Here is a 24,306-nt window from a genome sequence, read left to right on the forward strand (position 1 = left end):
ACTGCGATTGAAAACTGCGATTGAGAACTAGAATTAAAAAATGGAATTAGACGAAAAAAAATATTTATATCTATTATTATTACTCCCAATTGTGGTGTGCATTTTCCTTTTCAATATGTATTGGAAAAGAAAAAAACAACGTGAATTTGGTGATTTAGAAATGGTAAAAAAACTGAGTCCGGAAAGATCTGTTTTTAAACCTGTCTTAAAATTATCTGTTTTACTATTAGCTTTGGCCTGTTTGATTATCGGATTGGTAAATCCGAAAATAGGAACGAAAATGGAGACGGTAAAACGAGAAGGTATTGATATTGTTTTTGCTGTTGACGTTTCTAAAAGTATGCTGGCCGAAGATGTGGCGCCAAGTCGTCTAGATAAAAGTAAACAATTGGTTTCGCAGATTATTAATTCGCTCGGAAATGACCGAATTGGAATTGTTGCTTATGCAGGAAGTGCTTTTCCGGTATTGCCAATTACATCAGATTACAGTGTTGCCAAAATGTTCCTGCAAAGTATGAGCCCGGATATGGTTTCCTCTCAGGGAACCTCTTTGGATGAAGCTATCCGATTATCAGCCACTTATTTTGATGAGAAAAGCAAAACAAGTAAGCTTTTGATTTTAATCTCGGATGGTGAAGATCATTCTGAAGGGGCGTCTTCTGCCGCAGAAGAAGCTAATAAACTGGGAATGAAAATCATTACAATAGGTGTTGGAACAGAAAAAGGAGCAACAATTCCTTTAAAAGAAAATGGCGTGGTAAGAAATTATCAAAAAGATCAAAATGGGCAGACTGTTATTACAAAATTAAACCAGGAAGGATTAAAAACTATTGCAAAAGCCACAAAAGGCGGTTATGTTTACGGCGGAAATACTAAAGAAGTTTTAGAATACATTAAAAATGCCCTGAATAACATTCAAAAAACCGAATTTGAATCAACACAAATGGCCGATTTTCAATCGCAGTTTCAATGGTTTCTTGGGTTTGGTTTCTTACTGTTGTTTGTAGATATTTTTCTTTTAGAACGAAAAACAAATTGGATTAAAGAGTTGAATTTATTCAACGAAAAGAAATAAAGATCCGCTTAAACTCGGAACAAAAAATAAAAATAATAGAATGAAAAATTTACTTCTTTATATTTTACTAACGCTTTCTTTTGCAGTTTCTGCTCAGGAAAAAGACAAAATATTGCCTGGTGCCAATGAAGAATATAAGCAGAATAAATTTGTAGATGCAGAAGCAAACTATAGAATTTCGGCATCAAAATTTCCAAAGCGCGCAACTGCTTCATACAATTTGGGGAACACGATTTACAGACAAAATCAGGCTTCTGAAGCTAAATACGCTTACGCAAATGCTATAAAGAATGCCAAAACAAGACCTGAAAAGCATAAAGCATACCATAATCTTGGAAACACTTTCATGAAAGAGAAAGATTATACGCAGGCGGTTGAGGCTTATAAAGAAGCATTACGTAACGATCCAACTGATGATGAAACGCGTTACAACTATGCTTATGCCAAGCAAAAACTAAAAGAAAACCCTCCTAAAAACGATCAAAACAAAGACAAGAATAAGGACAAGGACAAAGACAAGGATAAAAATAAAGACAAAGATAAGGACAAGGATAAAAATAAAGATCAGAACAAGGATAAGGATAAAAAAGACGATAAAGGCGATAAAGACAAGGACAAAAAAGACGGTAAAAATGATCCGAAGAAAGACGATAAGTCTGATAATAACGGAGAACCAAAACCAATGCCTGGCGGAATTTCAAAAGAACGTGTTCAGAATTTATTAGATGCTGTAAACAACGAAGAAAAGAAAATTCAAGATAAAGTAAACGCACAAAAAGTAAAAGGAAATCCTAAAAAACCGGAGAAAGACTGGTAAAATAAGTTGAATCGTTTAATCGTTATTAAATTGTTTATATACTAAACGATTAAACGGATAAACGATTTAACAGTTAAACAAACAATGATCAAAATTTAAATGAAAAGATATTTAATTCTATTACTATTCACTTTTCAAGGACTTATGGCTCAAGTTCAATTTGAAGCCAGAGTAAGCAAAAACACACTTGGACTTAACGAAAGACTTCGTATTGATTTCGTCATGAATGTTGATGGAGATAATTTTGACCAGCCTTCATTTGAAGGATTCAAGATTGTAGGCGGACCAAGCCAGCAGGTAAGTCAATCCTGGATAAACGGCCGAAGCTCTTTTCAAAAAATATACTCTTATATTCTGCAGCCTGAAAAAAAAGGATCTCTTACAATTAAACAAGCGGCAATAGAATATAATGGCCAGATCTATAAAACTACACCAATAAAAGTTACGGTAACCAATGCTGTTGCGCAGGAACGAGATCCTAATGACCCTCGACAACAAGGCGGCGGCGGATATGGAAACGAATTACTACAATTGGTTGCAGAGGTTTCTAAAAAGAATCCGTATGTAAACGAACCTATTACAGTTGTTTACAAACTGTATTTTAATGAAATTGGAGTTACAGGATTTAGAGAACTTGCAAAACCTAAGTACAACGATTTCTGGAATCAGAACATCGACATCAAACAATTGGTAATGGAAGAAGGAAGTTTTCAAGGTCAGAGATGCCATTTTGTGGTACTAAAGAAAACAATCCTTTATCCTCAAAAATCAGGAATACTTACTATTGAACCTTTTTCATTAGATATTGGAGTTCAATTGCCAACAAATCGACGTGATATGTTTGGTCAAATGATTATTACTGAAGATAATAAAATTGTAACAACAGGAGCCAGATCGATAAATGTTAAGCCGCTTCCGGAAACCGGAAAACCAGAAGGTTTCACTGGTGCAGTTGGTAAATTTAATTTTACGGTTACTCCATCGAGAACAACATTAAAAAGCGGTGAAGGTCTGGATTTACTTGTCAGCGCCTCGGGAACAGGAAACATGAAATTGTTTACTTTACCAAAACCTGTTGTTCCAAATGCGTTAGAAATGTACGATCCGGTTCACGATGAAAAAGTAACAACTTCATTGGCTGGAATGTCTGGAAAAATTACAGATAAATACACTATTATTCCGCAATACAAAGGAAAATATGCCATTAAGCCAATGTCGTTCTCTTATTTTGATCTGAATACGGGATCTTATAAAACGATTACTTCGCCTGAAATTATGGTGGATGTTTTAGACGGCCCTACTTTGGCAGAAGCAAATCCTTCGACAGCAGCTAAAAATGTAGTTACAAAAACAGAACAATTTAAATATATTAAGCCAAAAACCACTTTAACATCAATTGCTAAAGATGATTTTTATGGTTCAGATTTATATTATGCTCTATTGTTTTTCCCTTTTGCTATTATTCCGATTATTATTTTAGCTAAGAAGAAAAAAGAAGCAATAGACAGTGACGTAACCGGAAACAGAATTAGAATGAACAATAAGCTTGCGAAGAAATATCTATCGCAGGCTAAAAAACAGCTTAATAACAAAGAAGCGTTTTATATTGCTCTTGAAAAAGCAATGCATAATTTCCTGAAAGCAAAACTGCATATTGAAACTTCAGAAATGAGTAAAGACAATATTCAGGAACTGCTTTTATCAAGAAATTCAAACCCAGAAACGGTTCATAATTTTATTAATCTGACAGAAAACTGCGAATTTGCCCGTTATGCTCCGGCATCAAGTGCTTCGATTCAGCAGGATTATGATAAAGCTGTTTTAATTATATCCGAATTAGAAAAACAAATCGTTTAGTTTTTAACTTAAAATCAAACCCGACAGGCTTTTAAAACCGTTCGGGTTTAACAAAATACTAATGAAAAATATATTATATCTCTTTTTATTAATCTCGCAGGTTTTCTTTGCTCAAAGCAGCTTTGAAAAAGGAAATGCTTTGTACCAAAAGGGACAATATCAGGAAGCTGTTCAGGTTTATGAAGATATTATTAAAGAAAACAAACAGCAGTCTGCAGAGTTGTATTTTAATCTGGCAAACAGTTATTATAAACTAAATAAAGTTGCTCCTTCTATTTATAATTATGAAAAAGCATTGGTATTAAAACCAAATGATCCGGAGACTTTAAACAACCTTAAATTTGCCAAAAAACTAACTATCGACGAGATCAAGGAAGTTCCAAAAGTAGGTTTTGCAAAACTAATTCAAAACTTTACCGGAATTTTTGACTATAATCAATGGGCAAAAATTTCTGTTGCCATTGCCTTTTTGTTTCTGTTGAGTTTTATTGGTTATTATTTTTCTCAGCTTACCCTTACCAAAAGAATCTATTTCGTCGGAATGTTTGTTTTGCTGGTTGCATTAGTATTAAGCGTTTCGGCAGGAATGTCTGAAAAAAACCATTTTGACAACGATCGTCCGGCTATAGTTTTTGCAGAATTAAGCGAAGTTAGAAGCGAGCCCCAAAAAGCAGGAGCTGCCGTAATTTTACTGCATGAAGGCGCTAAAGTATATGTTATGGAAACTGTTGGAAAATGGAAAAAAATAGAGCTGACAGACGGCCAGGAAGGCTGGATCGATGCTTCGACAATTAAAGAGGTAAAATAAAGTTTAAACAATTCAAATAAAAAAATCCCAAACTCCAAAGCATTTATTGGAATTTGGGATTTTCTTTTTTGGTTTCAAATTAGTTTACCGCATCAACTAATCTAACAAACTCTGCTCTGTAACCTTCGTCGTCATTTGCTAAACCACTTTTGGCTAATTTCTTAATATCGGCACTTGTTGAATTTGCAATGAATTTTGAATCTCTTAATTTCAATCCAAACCAGGCAACTGCAGTTGTAAATTTAAAGTCTGATGAACTGCTTTCAAGCGTCACTTTTTTGTTTGGAATTGTATTAACGATCTCAATACTTTTATCACCATCGGGCTTTTTGTAACGGAATTTAATTGTTGCCAATTCATCACTGTAATCAGATTCATCCGTTTTGACCTTTGTATATTTTAAATCAGACGGAACATAATCGCTTTCAACACCAGTTGGAATAATTTCATAAAGCGCCGTCACGGTATGTCCGCTTCCTAATTCTCCAGCGTCAACGGCATCATTTTTAAAATCTTCATCTTTTAATCTTCGGTTTTCATAACCAATTAAGCGATACGCCTGAACGTGTTTTGGGTTGAATTCAATCTGAATCTTCACATCTTTTGCAATGGCAAACATTGATCCTTTAAATTCTTTACCTAAAAATCGGTTCGCTTCCTGAATGTTGTCTATGTATGCATAATTTCCGTTTCCTTTATCGGCAAGGATTTCCATTTTGCTGTCTTTGTAATTCCCCATTCCAAAACCTAAAACGGTTAGAAACACGCCTGATTTTCGTTTCTCTTCAATAAGTTTCTCCATATCAGAATCTGATGATGAGCCAACATTAAAATCACCGTCTGTTGCAATTACAACTCGATTATTTCCTTCTTTAATGAAATTTTCCTGCGCCAGTTTATACGCCAGTTCAATTCCTTCTCCGCCGGCTGTGCTTCCACCTGCATGCAAATCGTCAAAAGCATCCATAATTTCGTCTTTTTCATCACCGGAAGTTGGGGATAAAACTACTCCGGCAGAACCAGCATAAACGACAATCGAAACTTTATCCTGCGAACGAAGTTCTTTTACCAAAATCTTCATTGATTCTTTTAACAACGGCAATTTATTAGGTTCATCCATTGAGCCCGAAACGTCAATTAAAAAAACAAGGTTTGAGGGCGGAAGATTTGTCATCGGAATGTTTTTTCCCTGTAAACCTATTTTTAATAACTGAGAATTTTTATTCCACGGACTGTCGCTTACTTCGGTATTGATAGAAAACGGATTTTGTCCTTCAGGCTGTGGATATTTGTATTTAAAGAAGTTCATCATTTCTTCGATGCGAACGGCATCTTTTGGAACCTTTTGGCCTTCATTGATAAATCGGCGAATATTGGTATAAGAAGCATTATCGACATCTATGGAAAAAGTAGAAAGAGGAGATTTTTTTGGAGACTCAAAAGGATTTTCTTCAAGTCCGGCATAACTTTCAGTATTGGGGTCTGAAATATTTTCTTCGGGAATTTCATCCGTCGTTGCAACAACAGTCATATCCATTGCTTCAATAGCTGAGGCATCTTGTTTTTTACAACTTGCCAAAACAAGAAAAAGGAATGCTAAGAAATAAAAGGCTTTATTTTTCATTTAAAATAAATTTTAGGAATTAGTAATTTGATTTTTTTTCTCAAATAATAATCAGCATTCCGGATGTACTTAAAATTATCTGCAATTTTCCGCAATCCAAATTTAATGCCAAGATTCCTGTTAAATATTTTATACCGAAAAATAATGTTTATTTCACGATTTGATTAATACCATATAAGTGATATGAAAAATGTTAGAGGCGCACTGCAGTGCGTCTTTTTTAATATCTTTTTTGCCAGAGATTAATCATTTAATCTCTGGCAAAAAAAAAAATTAAAATTGATATATTTTTTCAGGCGTAACGCAATAATCTAATTTCACATCAGATTCAAAAACGTCATCGATTTGATCGACGGATTCGAAGAAAGAAAGTCCAATTTTAATCGTTTCGGGTTTACAGCTGGCTAAAAATTTATCATAAAAACCTTTTCCGTAACCAATGCGGTTTCCAAATATATCAAACGCCAGAAGCGGTACAAAAACAACATCAATATGTTGGGTTGACACCGGAAGTCCGTTTACAGGTTCCGGAATATTATATTCGTTTTTTTTGATTTTGGTATTATCCGTCAATAAAAAATGTGTCATTTCTCTGGTTTCAAAATCACTTTTAGAAATCACGATTTCTTTATCTTTCCCAGAAAGTAAATGCAGAATAAACTCTGTATCGATTTCCTTTTGTTCTACTATCGGAAGAAAAACGTGATAATAGGTTCTATCCCAAATAGGCATCTTGATTAAGTTATTGGCTATCGCCAGACTTTTTTCTTCGATCTCACTTTCAGAAAGTACTGCCCGAAGATTTTTATAATGAAGTCGTAATTCTTTTTTACTCGTCGGCATTTACAGGGGAATTTTTAGATATATGATAAATTGCATCGCCTTCATACACAATAGGCGAATGATTAGCGTTAATGACATATCCGTCGTGCGGTGCTTTCACTTTTTGTTCAAACTTTCCAAACGGATCTGTAATAATGGCTAAAATAGTTCCTTTGGTTACAAATTTTCCAACCATATTATAGTCATGCAGTAAACCGGAGCACTTTGCGCGCATCCAAACCGAATATTTTATATAAATTGAAGATTCTGAGGCCGGTTCAACAATATGTTTTGGATCCAGCATATTCAGATAATCCAGTAATCGCTTCACCCCTTTTACACCTTCATTAGCTACGGCATCATTTATATCCAGTGATTTTCCTCCTTCAAAAAGCAGCATTTTTACATTTGCCTTTTCGCAGGTATTTCTAAAAGACCCTCCAATATTTCTGGAATATAAAGTGAAGGGTGCATTAAAAATATCAGCCAGTAATTTCAACTCCATATTATTTTCGGTAATTCGAATCTGTGGTACATTAAAGCGGCTTGCTCCGCCGGCATGAAAATCGACCGCATAATCTATAATGGGCAAAATCTGTTCTACAATATGATAGGCAAATCGGCTTGCTAGCGACCCTTTTTTACTTCCCGGAAAAACACGGTTTAAATCTCGGCCGTCAGGAAATTCGCGGGATTTATTGACAAAACCATACATATTGATAATCGGGATACAAATGATCGTTCCTCTTTCCGGACGGTTTATTTTCTTACTGATGATTTGTCTAACGACTTCAACACCGTTAATTTCGTCGCCGTGAATTCCTGCCGAAAATAAAACAACAGGGCCTTCAAGCTTTGACCGCCTTACAATTACAGGAATATTAAGTTTGGTTGTGGTGTGTAATCGCGCTATTTCGACATTTATGGTTTTATGTTCTCCCGGCAAAATCGATTCGCCAAAAATAACCAGGGGCTTACTATTTTTCATGTAGAATTATAAAATCTAAATATAGAAATTATTCTTTTGATTTCGTAAATTTGAAACTAAATCAGTGTTAAGCTTTTTTTCAGGAATCAAAACGGTTTTTAAAAACACTTATCACCTATCTTCAGAAATAAAACAGAATGTCAAAACCGTCCTTAGATCTTCAAATTCTCACCTTGCCGGACAATCCCGGCGTGTATCAATATTATGATAAAGACGGGAAAATTTTATATGTCGGCAAGGCCAAAAATTTAAAAAAAAGGGTTTCCTCCTATTTTAATAAAATTCATGATACGGCCAAAACAAATGTTTTGGTTCGAAAAATTGTGACCATAAAACACATCGTCGTTCCTACCGAAAGCGATGCCCTTTTGTTAGAAAATAATTTAATTAAAACACTACAGCCAAGGTATAATGTTTTACTTCGTGATGATAAAAGTTATCCGTGGATTTGTATTAAAAAAGAACCATTTTCCCGAATATTCTCAACAAGAAGAATGGTAAAAGACGGCTCAGAATATTTTGGCCCTTATACCAGTTTCAAAACCGTACATACTATTCTTGAGTTAATAAAAGAATTATATCCGCTGCGAACCTGCAATTACGATTTAAGCAAATCGAACATCGATTCAGGCAAATTTAAAGTCTGTCTCGAATATCATATTGGCAATTGCAAAGGTCCGTGCGAAGGTTTGGAACCTCTTGAAGAATATCAGCGTCAGGTCGATGCGATCCGTGAAATCCTAAAAGGAAATTTCAAAGAAAGCATGAAAGATTTTAAACGTTTAATGGTAAAATACGCCGAAGACTTACGTTTTGAAGAAGCACAGAAAATAAAAGAAAAAATAGAAGTTCTCGAAAATTATCAATCACGATCAACGATTGTAAATCCAAAGATTACCAACATTGATGTTTTTTCTATTGTCTCTGATGAAAGCGCGGCCTATGTCAATTTCCTGCAAATTTCACATGGTTCGATAATTCGTTCGCATACTTTAGAAATGAAGAAAAAGCTGGACGAAAGCGACGAAGAATTATTAGAGCTGGCAATTGTAGAACTTCGCGAGCGTTTTCATTTATTATCAAAAGAAATTATTGTTCCGTTTGAAATTGATTTGGGCGAAAACATCAAAACAACCGTTCCGCAGCTTGGAGATAAAAAACAGATTTTAGATCTATCGATTCGAAATGCAAAATTCTACCGAATCGAACAACTGAAACAATTACAAATCGTTGATCCCGACAGGCACACTAACAGAATCATGGCACAAATGCAGAAAGATTTACGCCTTCCTTCTGAACCTCGTCATATCGAATGTTTTGATAACTCCAACATTCAGGGAACAAATCCTGTTGCTGCCTGTGTAGTTTTTAAAGACGGGAAACCAAGCAAAAAAGATTACCGTCACTTTAACGTAAAAACGGTTGAAGGCCCTGATGATTTTGCTTCGATGACCGAAATTGTGTATCGTCGTTACAAAAGATTATTAGATGAAAATGAACCTCTGCCGCAGTTAATCATCATTGACGGTGGAAAAGGACAATTATCGGCAGCATTAAAAAGTATTGACGAATTAGGTTTACGCGGCAAAATTGCGATTATTGGAATTGCAAAACGTCTTGAAGAACTCTTTTATCCCGGAGATTCGATTCCGTTATATTTAGATAAAAAGTCAGAAACTCTGAAAGTAATTCAGCAGCTCCGAAACGAAGCGCATCGATTCGGAATCACATTTCATCGTGACAAACGAAGCAAGGCTGCGCTAAATTCATCTGTAGAAAGTATTCCAGGTATTGGCGAGAAAACCATGCTAACATTAATACAACATTTCAAAAGTGTTAAAAGATTGAAATTAGCAACAGAAAAAGAAATATCTGCTGTGGTAGGAGTATCAAAAGCCAAAAAAATTGTCGACTTTTACAAAACCAACTAGTTATTTTTTATGCGCCCAAACCAGCTGTCCATTTCAAATACTCGGTCAAAAGGATTTTTTTCCAATCCAAAAAAAGGAGCTTCATGGGTCGCTCTTTTTTGGCAGGAAAAAACAACCTTTTTTCTCTCGCAGTTTTCCATTCCCATCTGGGGCGTGACACTGGTGTTTTTTGCATTTTTATTACTTACTCCAGAAAAGACATTTTCTCAAGAGATAAAAAAAGACAGTGTAAAAAGACCTAAAATTGGTTTGGTATTAAGTGGCGGCGGCGCCAAAGGTTTTGCGCACATTGGTGTTTTAAAAGTTTTAGAAGAAGCCGGAATCAAAATTGATTACATTGGAGGTACAAGTATGGGATCTGTCATTGGCGGACTCTACGCTTCCGGCTACAACGCCTCTCAAATTGATTCAATTTTCAAAAAAACCAATTTCGATGAATTAATAAACGACTATATTCCGCGTTCATCAAAAAACTTTTACGGCAAGAAAAATGACGAGTTATACGCTATTGTTTTACCTTTCAGCAAGTTTAGAGTGGGCATTCCGGAAGCACTTTCAAAAGGAATGTACAATTACAATTTGCTGAGCAGTTTAACTAGAAACGTACGCCACGTTCGTGATTTTAATAAACTGCCAACACCGTTTTTATGTATCGGAACTAATATAGAAACCGGTGAAGAAGTCCTGCTTAATAAAGGAAATCTCGTGCAGGCTATGATGGCAAGTGCTGCTTTTCCATCGTTATTTACCCCGGTAGAAATAGACGGGAATTTATTAGTCGATGGTGGTGTGGTAAACAATTACCCTATAAAGGAAGTTCGTAATCTTGGTGCCGATATCATTATTGGTGTTGACGTTCAGGATGATTTAATGAAACGAAAAAACTTAAAAAACGCCACAAGAATCCTGGTTCAGATTACCAATCTTCAGTCTATAGACAAGATGAAAAGCAAAATAAAAGATACCGATGTTTATATAAAACCGGATATTCGTGATTATGGCGTAATTTCATTTGATAAAGGTGAAGAAATCATCCGCAAAGGAGAAGAAGCTGCTTTTGCCGTTTACGAAAAAATCAAATCATTGGTAAACGAAGATAACTTTTATAAAAAACCAAAATTAAAAGTGGTTTCTGATACACTCGAAATTGAAAAAATAAATACAGCTCAATTAGACAATTATACCAAAGAATACATTCGTGGAAAACTTCGTTTCAAACCCGGAAGTACAATAACCTATGACGATCTTAAAACCGGAATTAACAATTTAAATGCGACCCAGAACTTCAGCACCATTTCTTATTGTCTTGAACCGGATGGTCAGAAAGATGATCTTGATTTGGTTTTAAAAGAAAATCCAACACAGACTTTTTTAAAACTGGGACTTCATTATGACGGACTTTACAAAAGTGCTGTTTTACTAAATCTTACCCATAAAAAAACATTCTTAAAAAATGACGTTACTTCGCTTGACATCATTTTGGGAGATAATTTTAGATACGATTTAAACTATTATGTAGAAAATGGTTTCAATATCAGCTTTGGTTTTCGTTCAAGATTAAATCAGTTTAACCGAAACGTTACAAATAGTCTGGGAGGCTTACTTTCAGAAAATCAAAATCTGAACTTGATCAATGTAGATTTTATGGATTTGAATAATCAGGCTTATTTTCAAACCATTTTTGTACAAAAGTTCCTTATGGGAGGCGGTTTAGAATATAAGTACCTAAAAATAAATTCCCCAACTCTTTCTAATACTGAAAACATAATTGACAAGAGTAATTATTTCAGTGCTTTTGCTTACTTAAAATACGATTCGTTTGATGATAAATATTATCCAAGTTCAGGATTGTATTTCTCTACAGATTTACAAACCTACATGGCATCTTCAGATTACACTAATAAATTCAAACCTTTCTCAATTGCAAAAGCCGAAATTGCCTTGGTTAAAACCTTCTTTAGAAAAGCCACTATAAAAATTGGTGCCGATGCCGGGTTTAATATTGGCAGCGACAGCGTTCCGTTTTTCGATTTTATATTAGGAGGATATGGATATAATAAGATCAACAATTTCAATTATTTTTATGGGTACGACTTTTTAAGTATTGCCGGAAATAGTTTTATAAAATCTGATATTACCATAGATTATGAAATTCTGAAAAAGAACCACATTAATATTTCAGCCAATTTCGCCAATCTGGGAGATGATATTTTCAGTTCAGTCGACTGGGTTTCAATGCCAAAATATTCTGGTTATGCATTAGGCTATGGATTAGAAACCATAATTGGCCCAATCGAAATCAAACAATCATGGTCGCCGGAATTGTCAAAAAGCTTTACTTGGTTTAGTATAGGTTTTATGTTTTAAACTGGTTTTTTGCAAATATTTTATGTTATAAATAATATAATATGTAATTTTGATCAATAAAAATTACGACATTTGTCATAATGAAAACAAATTGGACAGGTTTATTAGAGTATCTTCAATTTCTTATTAAGAGAAATCCGGAATAAAATCTCTATCGAATTGAGATAGTTAGTCAATTTAAAAATTGAACTGATTATTCACTCTGCAATTCAAATTTTCGAATTATCTAATTTACAAATTATCTAATTGAAAAAGCCATGCCACTATACCATAAACTTGGGAATTTTCCCCAAAAAAGACACACCCAATTCGAAAAACCAAACGGTGGATTTTATTACGAACAGTTATTTGGAACAGAAGGTTTTCACGGACATTCATCTCTGTCTTATCATGTTCACAGACCAACACAGGTTAAGGAAATTCTAAACTCTTATTCGGTTGAACCAAAAATTGCAATCGGTAAAAATATAAAATCACTTTTGTTTAAAGGTTTTGAATTAAAAGCCGAAAACGACTTTCTGGACAGCCGAAAAGCAATGCTGATCAATAAAGACTGCATTATTGGTTTGGCCGCACCAAAAGAATCGCTTCGAAACTACTTCTATAAAAATGCCGATGCAGATGAAATGCTTTTCATTCACAGAGGAAAAGGAAAATTAAGAACCATGCTTGGAAATATTCCGTTTGAATATGGTGATTATCTTATTATTCCGCGTGGTATTATTTATCAAATCGAATTTGAAACAGAAGACAACCGCTTATTTTATGTAGAATCCTATTCTCCATTTTATACTCCAAAACGATATAAAAACCAATCTGGTCAGCATTTAGAACATTCTCCTTTTTGCGAGCGTGATTTTATTTTGCCAAGTGAATTGGAAACACATGACGAAAAAGGTGATTTTTTAATTAAAATCAAAAAAGAAGGCATGATTCACGAAGTGGTTTATGCTACTCATCCTTTTGATGTTGTGGGCTGGGACGGATATAATTTCCCATACGGGTTTTCAATTCATAATTTTGAACCTATAACCGGGCGTGTACACCAGCCGCCACCGGTACACCAAACTTTTGAAACGGCCACTTTTGTCGTTTGTTCATTCTGCCCGAGACTTTACGATTATCACCCTAAAGCAATTCCTGCGCCATACAATCACAGCAATATAGATTCTGATGAAGTTCTGTATTATGTAGATGGCGATTTTATGAGTCGTAATAATATCGAGCAGGGACATATTACTTTACACCCAAAAGGAATTCCGCATGGTCCCGCGCCAGGCGCAATGGAGCGCAGTATTGGTCATAAAGAAACTCAGGAATTAGCCGTGATGGTTGATACCTTCAGGCCGCTTATGGTTACGGAAGAAGCTATGGGTCTCGACGATGGGCAATATTATAAGTCATGGACGGAGTAATTTTACTTTCAATCTAACCGCAAGTTCACAAGGACTTTACGCAAAGATCGTTATAATCAACTTTGCGATTTTTACTTAGCGCTCTTTGCGGTAAAAAACAAATCTTAAAAACATTTCGGTTCAATCATTAAATGATTAACCGATTAAACAAATAAACACAATGAGTAAAGAAGTTAAATCAGTAGAATACGGATTAGAAAAAATCTTTGAAGGAGCACAGGATTTCCTTCCATTATTAGGAACAGATTATGTAGAATTTTATGTAGGGAATGCAAAACAATCTGCACATTATTATAAAACTGCTTTCGGATATCAGTCATTGGCTTATGCCGGATTAGAAACCGGAGTAAAAGACAAAGCATCTTATGTTTTAAAACAAGATAAAATCAGAATTGTTTTAACAACACCTTTAACTGCAGATTCTCCAATCAACGAACATTTGAAAAAACATGGTGATGGTGTAAAAGTGGCGGCACTTTGGGTTGAAGACGCAACAAAATCATACGAAGAAACCATGAAACGTGGCGCACGTTCTTTTATGGAACCAACTGTAGAAGAAGATGAATTCGGACAAGTTATTCGTTCCGGAATTTATACTTACGGAGAAACCGTGCATATTTTTGTAGAAAGAAAAAACTACAATGGTGTTTTCTTACCGGGCTATAAAGAATGGAAATCAGACTATAACCCAGAACCAACCGGATTAAAATACATCGATCACATGGTCGGAAATGTAGGATGGAATGAAATGAATACGTGGGTAAAATTTTACGAAGACGTTATGGGATTTGTAAACTTCTTATCTTTTGATGACAAGCAAATTACAACAGAGTACTCGGCTTTGATGAGTAAAGTAATGTCAAACGGTAACGGAAGAATCAAATTTCCTATCAACGAGCCGGCCGAAGGAAAGAAAAAATCGCAGATTGAAGAATATTTAGATTTTTACGGTGGACCAGGAATTCAGCATATCGCTATTGCTACAGATGACATTATTAAAACAGTATCACAGTTAAGAGCACGTGGTGTAGAATTTTTATCGGCTCCTCCTCACACCTACTATCAGGCAATTCCCGAAAGATTAGGAGTTCACATGGATATGATGAAAGAAGATATAAATGAAATTGAAAAGTTAGCAATCATGGTCGATGCCGATGAAGATGGCTATCTTTTACAAATATTTACAAAGCCTGTTCAGGACAGACCAACGCTTTTCTTCGAAATTATTCAAAGAATGGGTGCAAAAGGATTTGGCGCAGGGAACTTTAAAGCTCTGTTTGAGTCAATTGAGCGTGAACAGGAATTGAGAGGAACTTTGTAAAAATGCATTATTTTTACATTATGCAAAAAAATTACCTGTAAAATGATGATTTTTATGCAAATGTTATGTTAAACTTACTATTTGCTATTTTTTTTATGGATTTTGTATCTATCTTTGCACTCGCAAATCAAGAAGGGGTGGTTTCCTTCTGAATTGATATAAATTTCATAATTTATAGTTTTTTGGTTAGTTAATAGCATAAAAACTCAGTCATCCTTGACTGAGTTTTTTTGTTTTGGTACATTTGGAATAGAATTTGCATTTATTTATCTTTATAATGAAATGTAAAAATTGTACTATGAAAAAATTGATCCTCACTATATTAATCCTCTCCACTTTGGCTTTCGATACTCAAAGAGAAAATGCTTTTGATACTGGAGAGTATTTCAAATTTAGAATTCATTACGGTATTGTAAATGCCGGATACGCAACCCTTGAAATTAAAGATGCCACTATAAACAACAAAAAAGTGCATCATGCTGTAGGTAAAGGCTATACAACAGGAATGTCAAAATTTTTCTTTAAGGTCGAAGACCTTTACGAAAGCTATTTTGACAAAGAAACAGGAAATCCTTACCGCTTTGTTAGAAAAATTGACGAAGGCGGTTATACCAAAAATCAGGAAGGTTTTTTTAATCAAAACGAGAATAGGGTTTTGGTAAAAGACTACAAACGTAAAACAGAAAAAACGATTATTGTTACTGAGAGCGTGCAGGATATTGTGTCGGCTTTTTACTTCTTAAGAAACCATCCAAATATTGACAAATTAAAATCGGGCGAATCGATTACTATCGATATGTTTTTTGATGACGAAATCACAAAATTTAAGTTAAAATATGTAGGCCGTCAAGATATTACAACTAAATTTGGATCCGTTTCTACGATGGTTTTCAAACCACTTGTACAAACAGGAAGAGTTTTTAAAGAAAAAGAAAGCTTAACACTCTGGATAACAGACGACGACAACAAAGTTCCGATTCGAATTAAAGCCGATTTGGCCGTTGGATCTCTGAAAGCAGATCTTGATCAATATAAAGGATTAAAAAATCCATTTAAAGTTAAAAAATAATGAACCTTACTGAGCATTCAGAATCAATTTTAAAAGAAATTGACCTTAAATTTCAAGCCATAAACCAAAAAACTGATGTTCAGTTAGAAGGATTACTTTGGTCAAAACCAATCACATATTGGGACTATATTCAAACAGATGCTCTGCTAAATTTACAAATACAACGCACCACACTTCCTGACGAAATGGTTTTTATCATGTATCATCAGGTAAACGAATTAATCTTTAAAATGATTTTGTGGGAAATTGATCAAATCGCCGATGAACAAAATATTCAGGTTGATTTTTTCAGTGAAAGACTTTCAAGAATTACCCGCTATTTTGATATGCTGACCAATTCATTCAGCATCATGGAAAACGGAATGGAAGTCGATCAATATATGAAGTTTAGAAACACGCTTACTCCTGCAAGCGGATTTCAAAGTGCACAATACAGAATGATTGAGTTTGCCTCAACAGATGTTATCAATTTAACGGATCGTCGATACAAAGCAAACTTTGACGAAAATACTGATCTCGAAACCAGCTTTGAACATTTATACTGGCAGGCTGCAGGAAAAGATTACCACACCGGCGAAAAATCATACTTGCTTAACGAATTTGAAAAAAAATATAAAGATCAATTTTTAAAGCAGATTACTTCGTTTAAAACGAAAAACATTTGGCAGAAATTCACTCAGTTACCAATTGAGGATCAGCAAAATCCTGAATTGATTAAAGCAATGCGTCATTACGATCACACCGTAAACATTACCTGGGTAATGCAGCACTTAAATACTGCCAGAAAATATATTTTAGAAAGCGGAAAAGGCAACGGTGAAGCGACCGGAGGAAGTGACTGGCAAAAATATATGCATCCAAAATACCAAAGACGCATCTTTTTTCCTAAATTGTGGACCGAAGATGAATTGTCCAATTGGGGAAATGAACCAACCGCTTAATTTCCTAAAAAAAATTTAAAGTTTGAAAAAAGCATTCGTAATTATAATAGTATTATTTTCAATATTTTCGTGTAATAAAACCGAAGAAAAAGTTGAAATTAAAATTACAAAACCAAAGACTAAAAAAGTAGAATTCGGTTTTAATTACGCTGATTTTAATGTTGTTAATGATACTATATCCAAAGGAGATTCCTTTGGCTCCATTATACAAAGTCAAAATATTGGCAATAAAAAAGTACACGACATTGTAGAACAGGTAAAAGATTCTTTTAATGTTAGATCTATTCGGTACAACAAACCTTTTACTTTACTTCGATCAAAAAACAAAACAAATAATCTTCAGGTTTTTATTTATCAGCCAGATGCTTTAACCTATTATGTAATCGATTTAAGGGACAGCATTGCAAAAGCATATAAAAAAATAAAACCCGTTACCTTAAAAAGAAAAATTATTGGAGGTGTTTTAAAAAGCTCGTTATCTGAAACTTTAGGCAACGAAAGCGTCGAAACAGCGCTTGCCAGCAGAATCACAAAAGTATTCTCATGGTCGATTGACTTCTTTAAGCTAAAAAAAGGTGACCGTTACGGCTTAATTTTCACCGAACGTTTTATAAATGGAAAAACCTACGACGGGGTTGAAGAACTTGAAGCCGCCTTTTTTGAGTACAAAGGAAAAATAGTATATGCATTTCCTTTTGAAAAAGACACGCTCTCCGGAAAAGTTGAATATTATGACGACGAAGGTAAAACTCTGAAAAACTTTTTCTTAAAAACGCCAATTAAATTCAGCCGAATCACTTCAAGATTCACCATGAACAGATTTCATCCTGTGCAGCACACCTGGAAAGCACATAAAGGAACCGATTATGCTGCGCCAACAGGAACGCCAATTTCAACAACTGCATCTGGAGTCGTAGAAGCAACCGGATATACGGCAGGAAACGGAAATTTTGTTAAAGTTAAACACAACGGAACCTACTCTACCCAATATTTACACATGTCCAGAATTTTAGTAAAACGCGGACAAAGAGTTACTCAAGGACAAACTATTGGTTTAGTAGGCAGTACAGGTTTAGCTTCCGGGCCTCACGTTTGCTATCGTTTCTGGAAAAACGGCGTTCAGGTAGATGCACTTCGATTAAATTTACCAACCGGAGAATCATTAACAGGTAATGATAAAACCCGTTTCTTTAAACAAATCGAACCTTTAAAGAGAGAATTGGACAGCATTGGAAATTTGTAATTTCTTATTGAAAACTCAATTCTAAAAAACAAAAACTAATGAAAAACACTCGTCTTAAAGCAATTTATAATGAAACTTTTTCAGGTTTAAAATTATTTTACCGAGACACCAATCTTTCAGAAAACTTAATTTCAAATTACAAAATTGGGCAGATCATTCAGGAAAAAGGATTTACTGATATGACTTCTTTAGGAGGCGGACTTTCTAACAATATTAGATATTTAATTGCAAGTGCTCATCCAAAAGATTTATCAAAATTCAATCCTGATTCAGCAAAAATTGGACATTTCCTTTTAGATACTATCGCTTATTTTAAAGTATTGGATATTCAGAAAATTGGAGATAAAACCCAGGTTTTCCTTCTGAATATTCCCGACAATTCTCTTTCACTTTTTAAAAATTCAACTTCAAATTTAGAAGAAGAAATTATAGAAAAAGCTCAAAAACGCTTTCGCGAAAAAATCGATTTACCTTTAATTCCAGAATTACAAACTCAAGAATGGAAAGAAAGAACTAAACTTCCTCTTGGTATGAGCGAGAGTGGCGAATTATTTTTTGATGATTCTAAAATTAAAACAGAATCTCAAAAAAGAATTGATGTCGATATTACGAAGAAAGTAATTGAAATCAATAAAAAACCGTGGTGGAAGTTTTGGTAAAAGTTTTCACGCTAAAACCCCATTCTATAAACCATAATTATTTAATGAAAAGAACTTTATTACTACTTTCTTCTACAATAATTTTAGGATGTTCTTCTCCAAAGACATTTGTATTAAATGATGTAAAAGAAAATAAATATATTGTTTCAAAATTAGTCAACAACGCCTTTGAAGAAAATCAAATTGGCAAATCACCTTTGATTGTAATTGATGGAATTCCGTTTAAATACGATAAAAAACAGGACACGATCGTATTACCTCTGAAAAAATCAGATATCGAAAATTTAAATTTTTTGAACCAAAACAGCAGCCGCATCATTTATAATGAAAAAGAAAACGATGGTGCTATCATAATAACGACAAGAATACAAGATTAACAACATCATAAAACGTTTTCGTAACTAATTGTTATATAATCCTTATCCGTTATCCTTTTAAAAGTTATTTCAGTATTTTTGTGTTTCTAAAAAAAACAAAATCTTCAATATAAAATACAATGGCTTTAAACACAACAAACCCAACCGGGACTGAAGCGTGGAAAAATCTGCAAAACCACTATAATGCAATTCACGGAACCACAATTCAGGAATTGTTTCAACAAGATAATGCACGTGCTGAAAAATTCAATTTACAATGGAATGACTTTTTAGTTGATTATTCTAAAAACAACATCAGTCAGGAAACTGTTTCTCTTTTATTAGAATTGGCAAATTCTATTGGATTAAAAGATGCAGTTGCTCAATATTTTGGTGGTGCATTAATCAATCAAACTGAAAATCGCGCTGTTCTTCATACTGCTTTGCGTGCTCCGGAATCGGCAGTAATTAAAGTAGACGGCGAAAATGTAATTCCGGAAGTTTACGAGGTAAAAAACAAAATCAAAAATTTTACAAACAAAGTTATTTCCGGAGAAAGGAAAGGTTTTACCGGAAAGGCTTTTACTGATATTGTAAACATTGGAATTGGAGGTTCAGATCTTGGGCCAGTTATGGCTGTTGAAGCTTTACAATTTTACAAAAATCATTTGAATACACATTTCGTTTCAAATGTTGACGGTGATCACGTAAACGAAATCATCAAAAAATTAAATCCTGAAACCACTTTATTTTTAATTGTTTCTAAAACTTTTACCACTCAGGAAACATTATCAAACTCTGAAACTATTAAAGAATGGTTTTTGAAATCAGGATCTCAGGAAGATATTGCAAAACATTTTGTGGCCGTTTCAACAAATATTCAAAAAGTAACAGAATTTGGAATTAACCCAGACAACGTTTTCCCAATGTGGGACTGGGTTGGAGGAAGATTTTCTTTATGGAGTGCTGTTGGATTAAGCATAGCATTGGCAATTGGTTTTGACAATTACAATCAGTTATTAGTTGGTGCAAATGAACTGGACGAGCATTTCAAATCAGCAGAATTTGACGAAAACATCCCTGTAATTCTGGCTTTGTTAAGTGTTTGGTACAATAATTTCTTTGGTGCCGAAAGCGAAGCTTTAATTCCATACACGCAATATTTATCAAAACTGGCTCCATATTTACAGCAGGCAACTATGGAAAGTAACGGAAAAAGCGTGGGCCGCGACGGAAAACCAGTTGACTACCAAACCGGAACTATTATCTGGGGAGAACCAGGAACGAATTCACAGCATGCTTTTTTTCAATTAATTCATCAGGGAACAAAATTGATTCCAACTGATTTTATTGGATTTGTAAAACCATTATACGGAAACGAGGATCATCATAATAAATTGATGTCAAACTTTTTTGCTCAAACAGAGGCTTTATTAAACGGAAAAACTCCAGCGCAGGTTCAGGCTGAATTTGACAAACAAGGTTTATCTGCCGATAAAGCGTCATATTTATTACCCTTTAAAGTTTTCACAGGAAACAAACCAACTAATACAATTCTAATTCAAAAACTGACTCCAAAAAGTTTAGGATCCTTGATTGCATTATATGAGCACAAAATTTTTGTTCAGGGTGTAATCTGGAATATTTTCAGTTTTGATCAATGGGGAGTTGAATTAGGAAAACAGTTAGCAAATTCCATTTTAGACGAGATAAATTCTAAAACTGTTAAGAACCACGACAGTTCTACTTCATTTTTATTGAATCACTTTTTAAAAAACAAATAAATTTAACTGAAAGTTTGCTTTTATAAAACACTGAAACGCCTTAATTTAACAAAATTTAAGGCGTTTTTTCGTATAGAACAACCATAAAGCAATGCTATTTTAACATCAATTGAGAGTTTTGGACTACATAGTTATTTAAAATATTGTCATTTTAACAAAATTGAGCTATTAAAATTCAAAAAATCATTATTTTCTTTAAAGAAAAAAGAAAAATTCATTTTAATACGCAACAGTAATTACAAAACTTATTTTTCTTAACATTTTGATAACATTATCTGATTTTATTGTTATAATTTTGCCAAAAACAATAAACTAAATAACAAATGAAGAAAATGAAAAATTGGTTACTTACTGGACTATTTTTTATGATAGTTTCAACCGTATTTTCACAAGGAAAAGTTACTGGTACTATTACCGACGGTACAGGTTCATTACCAGGAGCAAACGTACAGATCAAAGGATCTTCTACGGCAACTTCAACAGATTTTGATGGTAAATTCACCCTTAACGCAACAACAAGCACAGGAGAAATTGTTGTTTCTTACTTAGGATATGAAAATCAAACTGTAAAATTTTCAGTATCAAACGGCGGTACAACCAACTTGGGAACTATCGTTTTATCTTCTAATTCAAACGAATTAAGCGAGATTGTTGTAAAAAGTACAGTAGTAGATATTGCTAAAGACAGAAAAACTCCGGTTGCTGTTTCTACAATTAAAGCTGCAGAGATTAAAGAAAAATTAGGAACTCAGGAATTTCCTGAAATCTTAAGAAATACACCTTCTGTGTATGTTACTAAATCAGGTGGTGGATTTGGAGATTCAAGAATTAACATTCGTGGATTTAACCAAAACAACATCGCTGTTATGATTAACGGTATGCCGGTTAACGACATGGAAAACGGTTCTGTTTACTGGAGTAACTGGGCTGGTTTATCAGATGTAACATCTGCTATGCAGGTTCAAAGAGGTTTAGGTTCTTCTAAATTGGCTACGCCATCTGTAGGGGGAACTATCAACATTGTTACTAAATCTTCTGACATGAAAGAAGGAGGATCTGTTTCTTCTGGATTTGGTAATGCAAGAAACTTCAAAATTCAAGGTTCATACAATACAGGAAAATTAAGCAATGGTCTTTCTGCTTCTGTATTATTTTCTCAAACAATGGGAGATGGATATGTTGACGGTACTGCATTTGAAGGATCAAACTACTTCGTTGCTTTAGGTTATTCTACTAAAAATGAAAAACACGATTTTCAATTAACTGTAACTGGTGCTCCTCAATGGCACAACCAAAGATCTACAGCTTCTACAATCGCTGTTTACCAACAATATGGTTCTCTAGACAGACCAAACATCAGATATAATGCTGATACAGGTTATTTAAATGGTGAAGAGTACAACATCAGAAAAAACTACTACCACAAACCTGTTGCTGCTTTCAACTGGGATTATAAAATCAACGAAACTACTAAACTTTCTTCTGTTCTTTACGCTTCTATGGGGCGTGGAGCTGGTGCTAGTGCAACTGGTGGTATCAAAGGAAAAGGATATAATGACGTTTTAGCTTTCAGAAGACCTGATGGTTTAATCGATTATGATAAAATTGTAGCTTACAACTCTGGTCAAACAGTTACAATTGGTGGTCTTACAGGACCTCAAACAAGAACAAAAATTGGCGGCGTTTACCAAAATAGCTCTTATTTCAACACAAGCTCAAACATAAACGATTACAACCCAAGTACAAATATCAACACATCTGGTATTTCTCAAACTTCATCAATCAACTCTCACGACTGGTACGGAGCAGTAATTAACTTAAACAAAAAATTATCTGAAACGTTAACATTAGACTTTGGTATTGACGCTAGAACTTACACAGGATACCACTTTACAGTAGTAAATGATTTATTAGGTGGAGATGAGTATTTTGACAACTTTATTGCTAGTCAAAAACCAAACGGAAGACACTTAACAACAACTTACCCTACAGATGTTCAATGGAATGTTTTCGACAAAAAGAACTACGATAAAGTTTCTTTCAACAGTACAGGAAAAGTTAGATGGTATGGTGCTTTTACTCAATTAGAGTACTCTAAAAACGATTTAACTGCATTTGTTCAGGGAGCTATTTCTCAACAAGGATTTAAAAGAGAAGATGATTTTGTTTACTTACCAACAGATCCATTATCTTCTACAAGCTACAAAAATATCTTAGGTGGAAACGTAAAAGGTGGAGCTAACTACAACATCAACGAAAAGCATAATGTTTACGTTAATGCTGGATACTACTCAAGACAACCATTCTTTAACTCAGTTTATCCAAACAACAGATCTACAGTAAACCCTAATCTTACTAACGAGAAAATTACTGGTTTTGAAGCAGGATACGGTTTCCGTTCAAGATTCTTTAACGCTACCGTAAATCTTTACAACACAACTTGGAATGACAGATACCTAAAAGGTAATGCACTTCCTGCTGGTGGAGGAATCGTAGCAAACACAACTTATACTGAGTTTACAGGTCTTAACGAAGTTCACTCTGGAATTGAGTTTGAAGGATCTTCTAACATCACAGACAAATTTAGAGTTAACGCTATGTTCTCTTACGGAATCTGGGAATACAAAGGAAACGCAACTGTTAATGCATACTATCAAGCAGATAATACTCCTGTTGTAGGATACACTGCTGCTACAGTATACATGGACAAAGTAAAAGTTGGTGACGCTGCTCAAATGACAGCTTCTTTAGGAGCTTCTTACGAAGTTTTAACAAGAGTAACTGTTGATGCTAACTACAACTTTAATGATAAATTATATGCTGGCTTAAGCCCAACTAACTTTACAAGTGCAAACAATAAGGGTGCTTTAGAATTGCCTTCTTATGGTTTATTCGACGCCGGTTTCTCATATAAAATGTTAACAGGTAAAAACAAAGACAAATCAGTTAATTTCAGATTGAATGTTAACAACTTATTTGACAAAATTTACATTGCTGAGTCAAGAACAAATACTTTTGCTGATGACAACTTGCCAGTAGCTACTGGGCAACCAGCTGGATCTAAAGGAACATATGCTTCAAACGGTATGCTTTACAAAGGTGTAGCAAATGTTAACCAGGTATTCTTCGGTTTCGGAAGAACTTGGAATTTTACTCTACGTTACGATTTCTAATATTTAGAATCTAAATAAATATCATAAACGGCATTGACTTTTAAGTTCAGTGCCGT

Annotated in this window: 18 protein-coding genes; 15 read left to right on the forward strand and 3 right to left on the reverse strand. The window is 34.3% G+C overall.

Translation table 11 applies throughout. The features are described 5' to 3' along the window. Positions 1-40 precede the first annotated feature (40 nt). The 4 genes from BKM63_RS04770 (at position 41) to BKM63_RS04785 (ending at position 4,557) form a co-directional block, all read left to right on the forward strand. Positions 41-1,075, forward strand: a complete 1,035-nt coding sequence (locus BKM63_RS04770; protein ID WP_071635481.1) for a VWA domain-containing protein — start codon at positions 41-43, stop codon at positions 1,073-1,075. 40 nt (positions 1,076-1,115) lie between these two features. Then, positions 1,116-1,892, forward strand: coding sequence for a tetratricopeptide repeat protein (locus BKM63_RS04775; RefSeq protein WP_071635482.1), 777 nt, complete (start codon positions 1,116-1,118; stop codon positions 1,890-1,892). Between the two features lie 99 nt (positions 1,893-1,991). Then, entirely contained in the window at positions 1,992-3,749 is a 1,758-nt protein-coding gene (locus BKM63_RS04780; protein ID WP_071635483.1) for a BatD family protein, read from the forward strand. 61 nt (positions 3,750-3,810) lie between these two features. Next, positions 3,811-4,557 (forward strand): tetratricopeptide repeat protein, encoded by a 747-nt coding sequence (locus BKM63_RS04785; protein ID WP_071635484.1) that lies wholly within the window; start codon positions 3,811-3,813, stop codon positions 4,555-4,557. 79 nt (positions 4,558-4,636) lie between these two features. Here the strand turns inward: BKM63_RS04785 and BKM63_RS04790 are convergent, their stop codons facing one another. From BKM63_RS04790 to BKM63_RS04800, 3 genes are all read right to left on the reverse strand, one after another. Further along, the gene (locus BKM63_RS04790; RefSeq protein ID WP_071635485.1) at positions 4,637-6,181 is read right to left on the reverse strand and encodes a vWA domain-containing protein; all 1,545 of its coding nucleotides are present in this window, start codon (positions 6,179-6,181) and stop codon (positions 4,637-4,639) included. Positions 6,182-6,454: 273 nt separating this feature from the next. After that, a complete protein-coding gene (locus tag BKM63_RS04795; protein ID WP_071635486.1) occupies positions 6,455-7,024 on the reverse strand; it encodes a 5-formyltetrahydrofolate cyclo-ligase in 570 nt (189 codons plus the stop codon). Then, positions 7,011-7,991, reverse strand: coding sequence for a succinylglutamate desuccinylase/aspartoacylase family protein (locus tag BKM63_RS04800; protein WP_071635487.1), 981 nt, complete (start codon positions 7,989-7,991; stop codon positions 7,011-7,013). Before BKM63_RS04800 ends, BKM63_RS04795 begins: the two co-directional genes overlap by 14 nt. Positions 7,992-8,128: 137 nt before the next feature. On the opposite strand from BKM63_RS04800, the gene uvrC reads away from it, so the two are divergent. From uvrC to BKM63_RS04855, 11 genes are all read left to right on the forward strand, one after another. Next, positions 8,129-9,922, forward strand: coding sequence for an excinuclease ABC subunit UvrC (uvrC, locus tag BKM63_RS04805; protein ID WP_071635488.1), 1,794 nt, complete (start codon positions 8,129-8,131; stop codon positions 9,920-9,922). A gap of 9 nt (positions 9,923-9,931) precedes the next feature. Next, positions 9,932-12,289: a patatin-like phospholipase family protein gene (locus BKM63_RS04810; RefSeq protein ID WP_083572180.1), complete on the forward strand. Its 2,358-nt coding sequence runs from the start codon at positions 9,932-9,934 to the stop codon at positions 12,287-12,289. Between the two features lie 257 nt (positions 12,290-12,546). Next, positions 12,547-13,704, forward strand: coding sequence for a homogentisate 1,2-dioxygenase (locus BKM63_RS04815; RefSeq protein WP_071635489.1), 1,158 nt, complete (start codon positions 12,547-12,549; stop codon positions 13,702-13,704). Between the two features lie 160 nt (positions 13,705-13,864). After that, entirely contained in the window at positions 13,865-15,025 is a 1,161-nt protein-coding gene (hppD, locus tag BKM63_RS04820) for a 4-hydroxyphenylpyruvate dioxygenase (protein ID WP_071635490.1), read from the forward strand. Between the two features lie 298 nt (positions 15,026-15,323). After that, a complete protein-coding gene (locus BKM63_RS04825; protein WP_071635491.1) occupies positions 15,324-16,094 on the forward strand; it encodes a DUF3108 domain-containing protein in 771 nt (256 codons plus the stop codon). Further along, positions 16,094-17,035 carry a tryptophan 2,3-dioxygenase family protein gene (locus tag BKM63_RS04830; protein WP_071635492.1) on the forward strand — a complete coding sequence of 314 codons (942 nt, stop codon included), beginning with the start codon at positions 16,094-16,096 and terminating at the stop codon, positions 17,033-17,035. The genes BKM63_RS04825 and BKM63_RS04830 overlap by 1 nt, the downstream gene beginning before the upstream one ends. A gap of 22 nt (positions 17,036-17,057) precedes the next feature. Continuing rightward, positions 17,058-18,278: a M23 family metallopeptidase gene (locus BKM63_RS04835; RefSeq protein WP_071635493.1), complete on the forward strand. Its 1,221-nt coding sequence runs from the start codon at positions 17,058-17,060 to the stop codon at positions 18,276-18,278. Positions 18,279-18,316: 38 nt separating this feature from the next. Beyond that, positions 18,317-18,937, forward strand: coding sequence for a hypothetical protein (locus tag BKM63_RS04840; protein WP_071635494.1), 621 nt, complete (start codon positions 18,317-18,319; stop codon positions 18,935-18,937). Positions 18,938-18,981: 44 nt separating this feature from the next. Next, positions 18,982-19,314: a hypothetical protein gene (locus BKM63_RS04845; RefSeq protein WP_071635495.1), complete on the forward strand. Its 333-nt coding sequence runs from the start codon at positions 18,982-18,984 to the stop codon at positions 19,312-19,314. 119 nt (positions 19,315-19,433) lie between these two features. Next, positions 19,434-21,077, forward strand: coding sequence for a glucose-6-phosphate isomerase (gene pgi / locus BKM63_RS04850; RefSeq protein WP_071635496.1), 1,644 nt, complete (start codon positions 19,434-19,436; stop codon positions 21,075-21,077). Between the two features lie 323 nt (positions 21,078-21,400). After that, entirely contained in the window at positions 21,401-24,250 is a 2,850-nt protein-coding gene (locus tag BKM63_RS04855) for a TonB-dependent receptor (RefSeq protein ID WP_071635497.1), read from the forward strand. The last annotated feature ends 56 nt before the right edge of the window (positions 24,251-24,306 follow it).

It is taken from the genome of Flavobacterium johnsoniae (genome assembly GCF_001879205.1).
Taxonomy (GTDB): Bacteria; Bacteroidota; Bacteroidia; order Flavobacteriales; family Flavobacteriaceae; genus Flavobacterium; species Flavobacterium johnsoniae_A.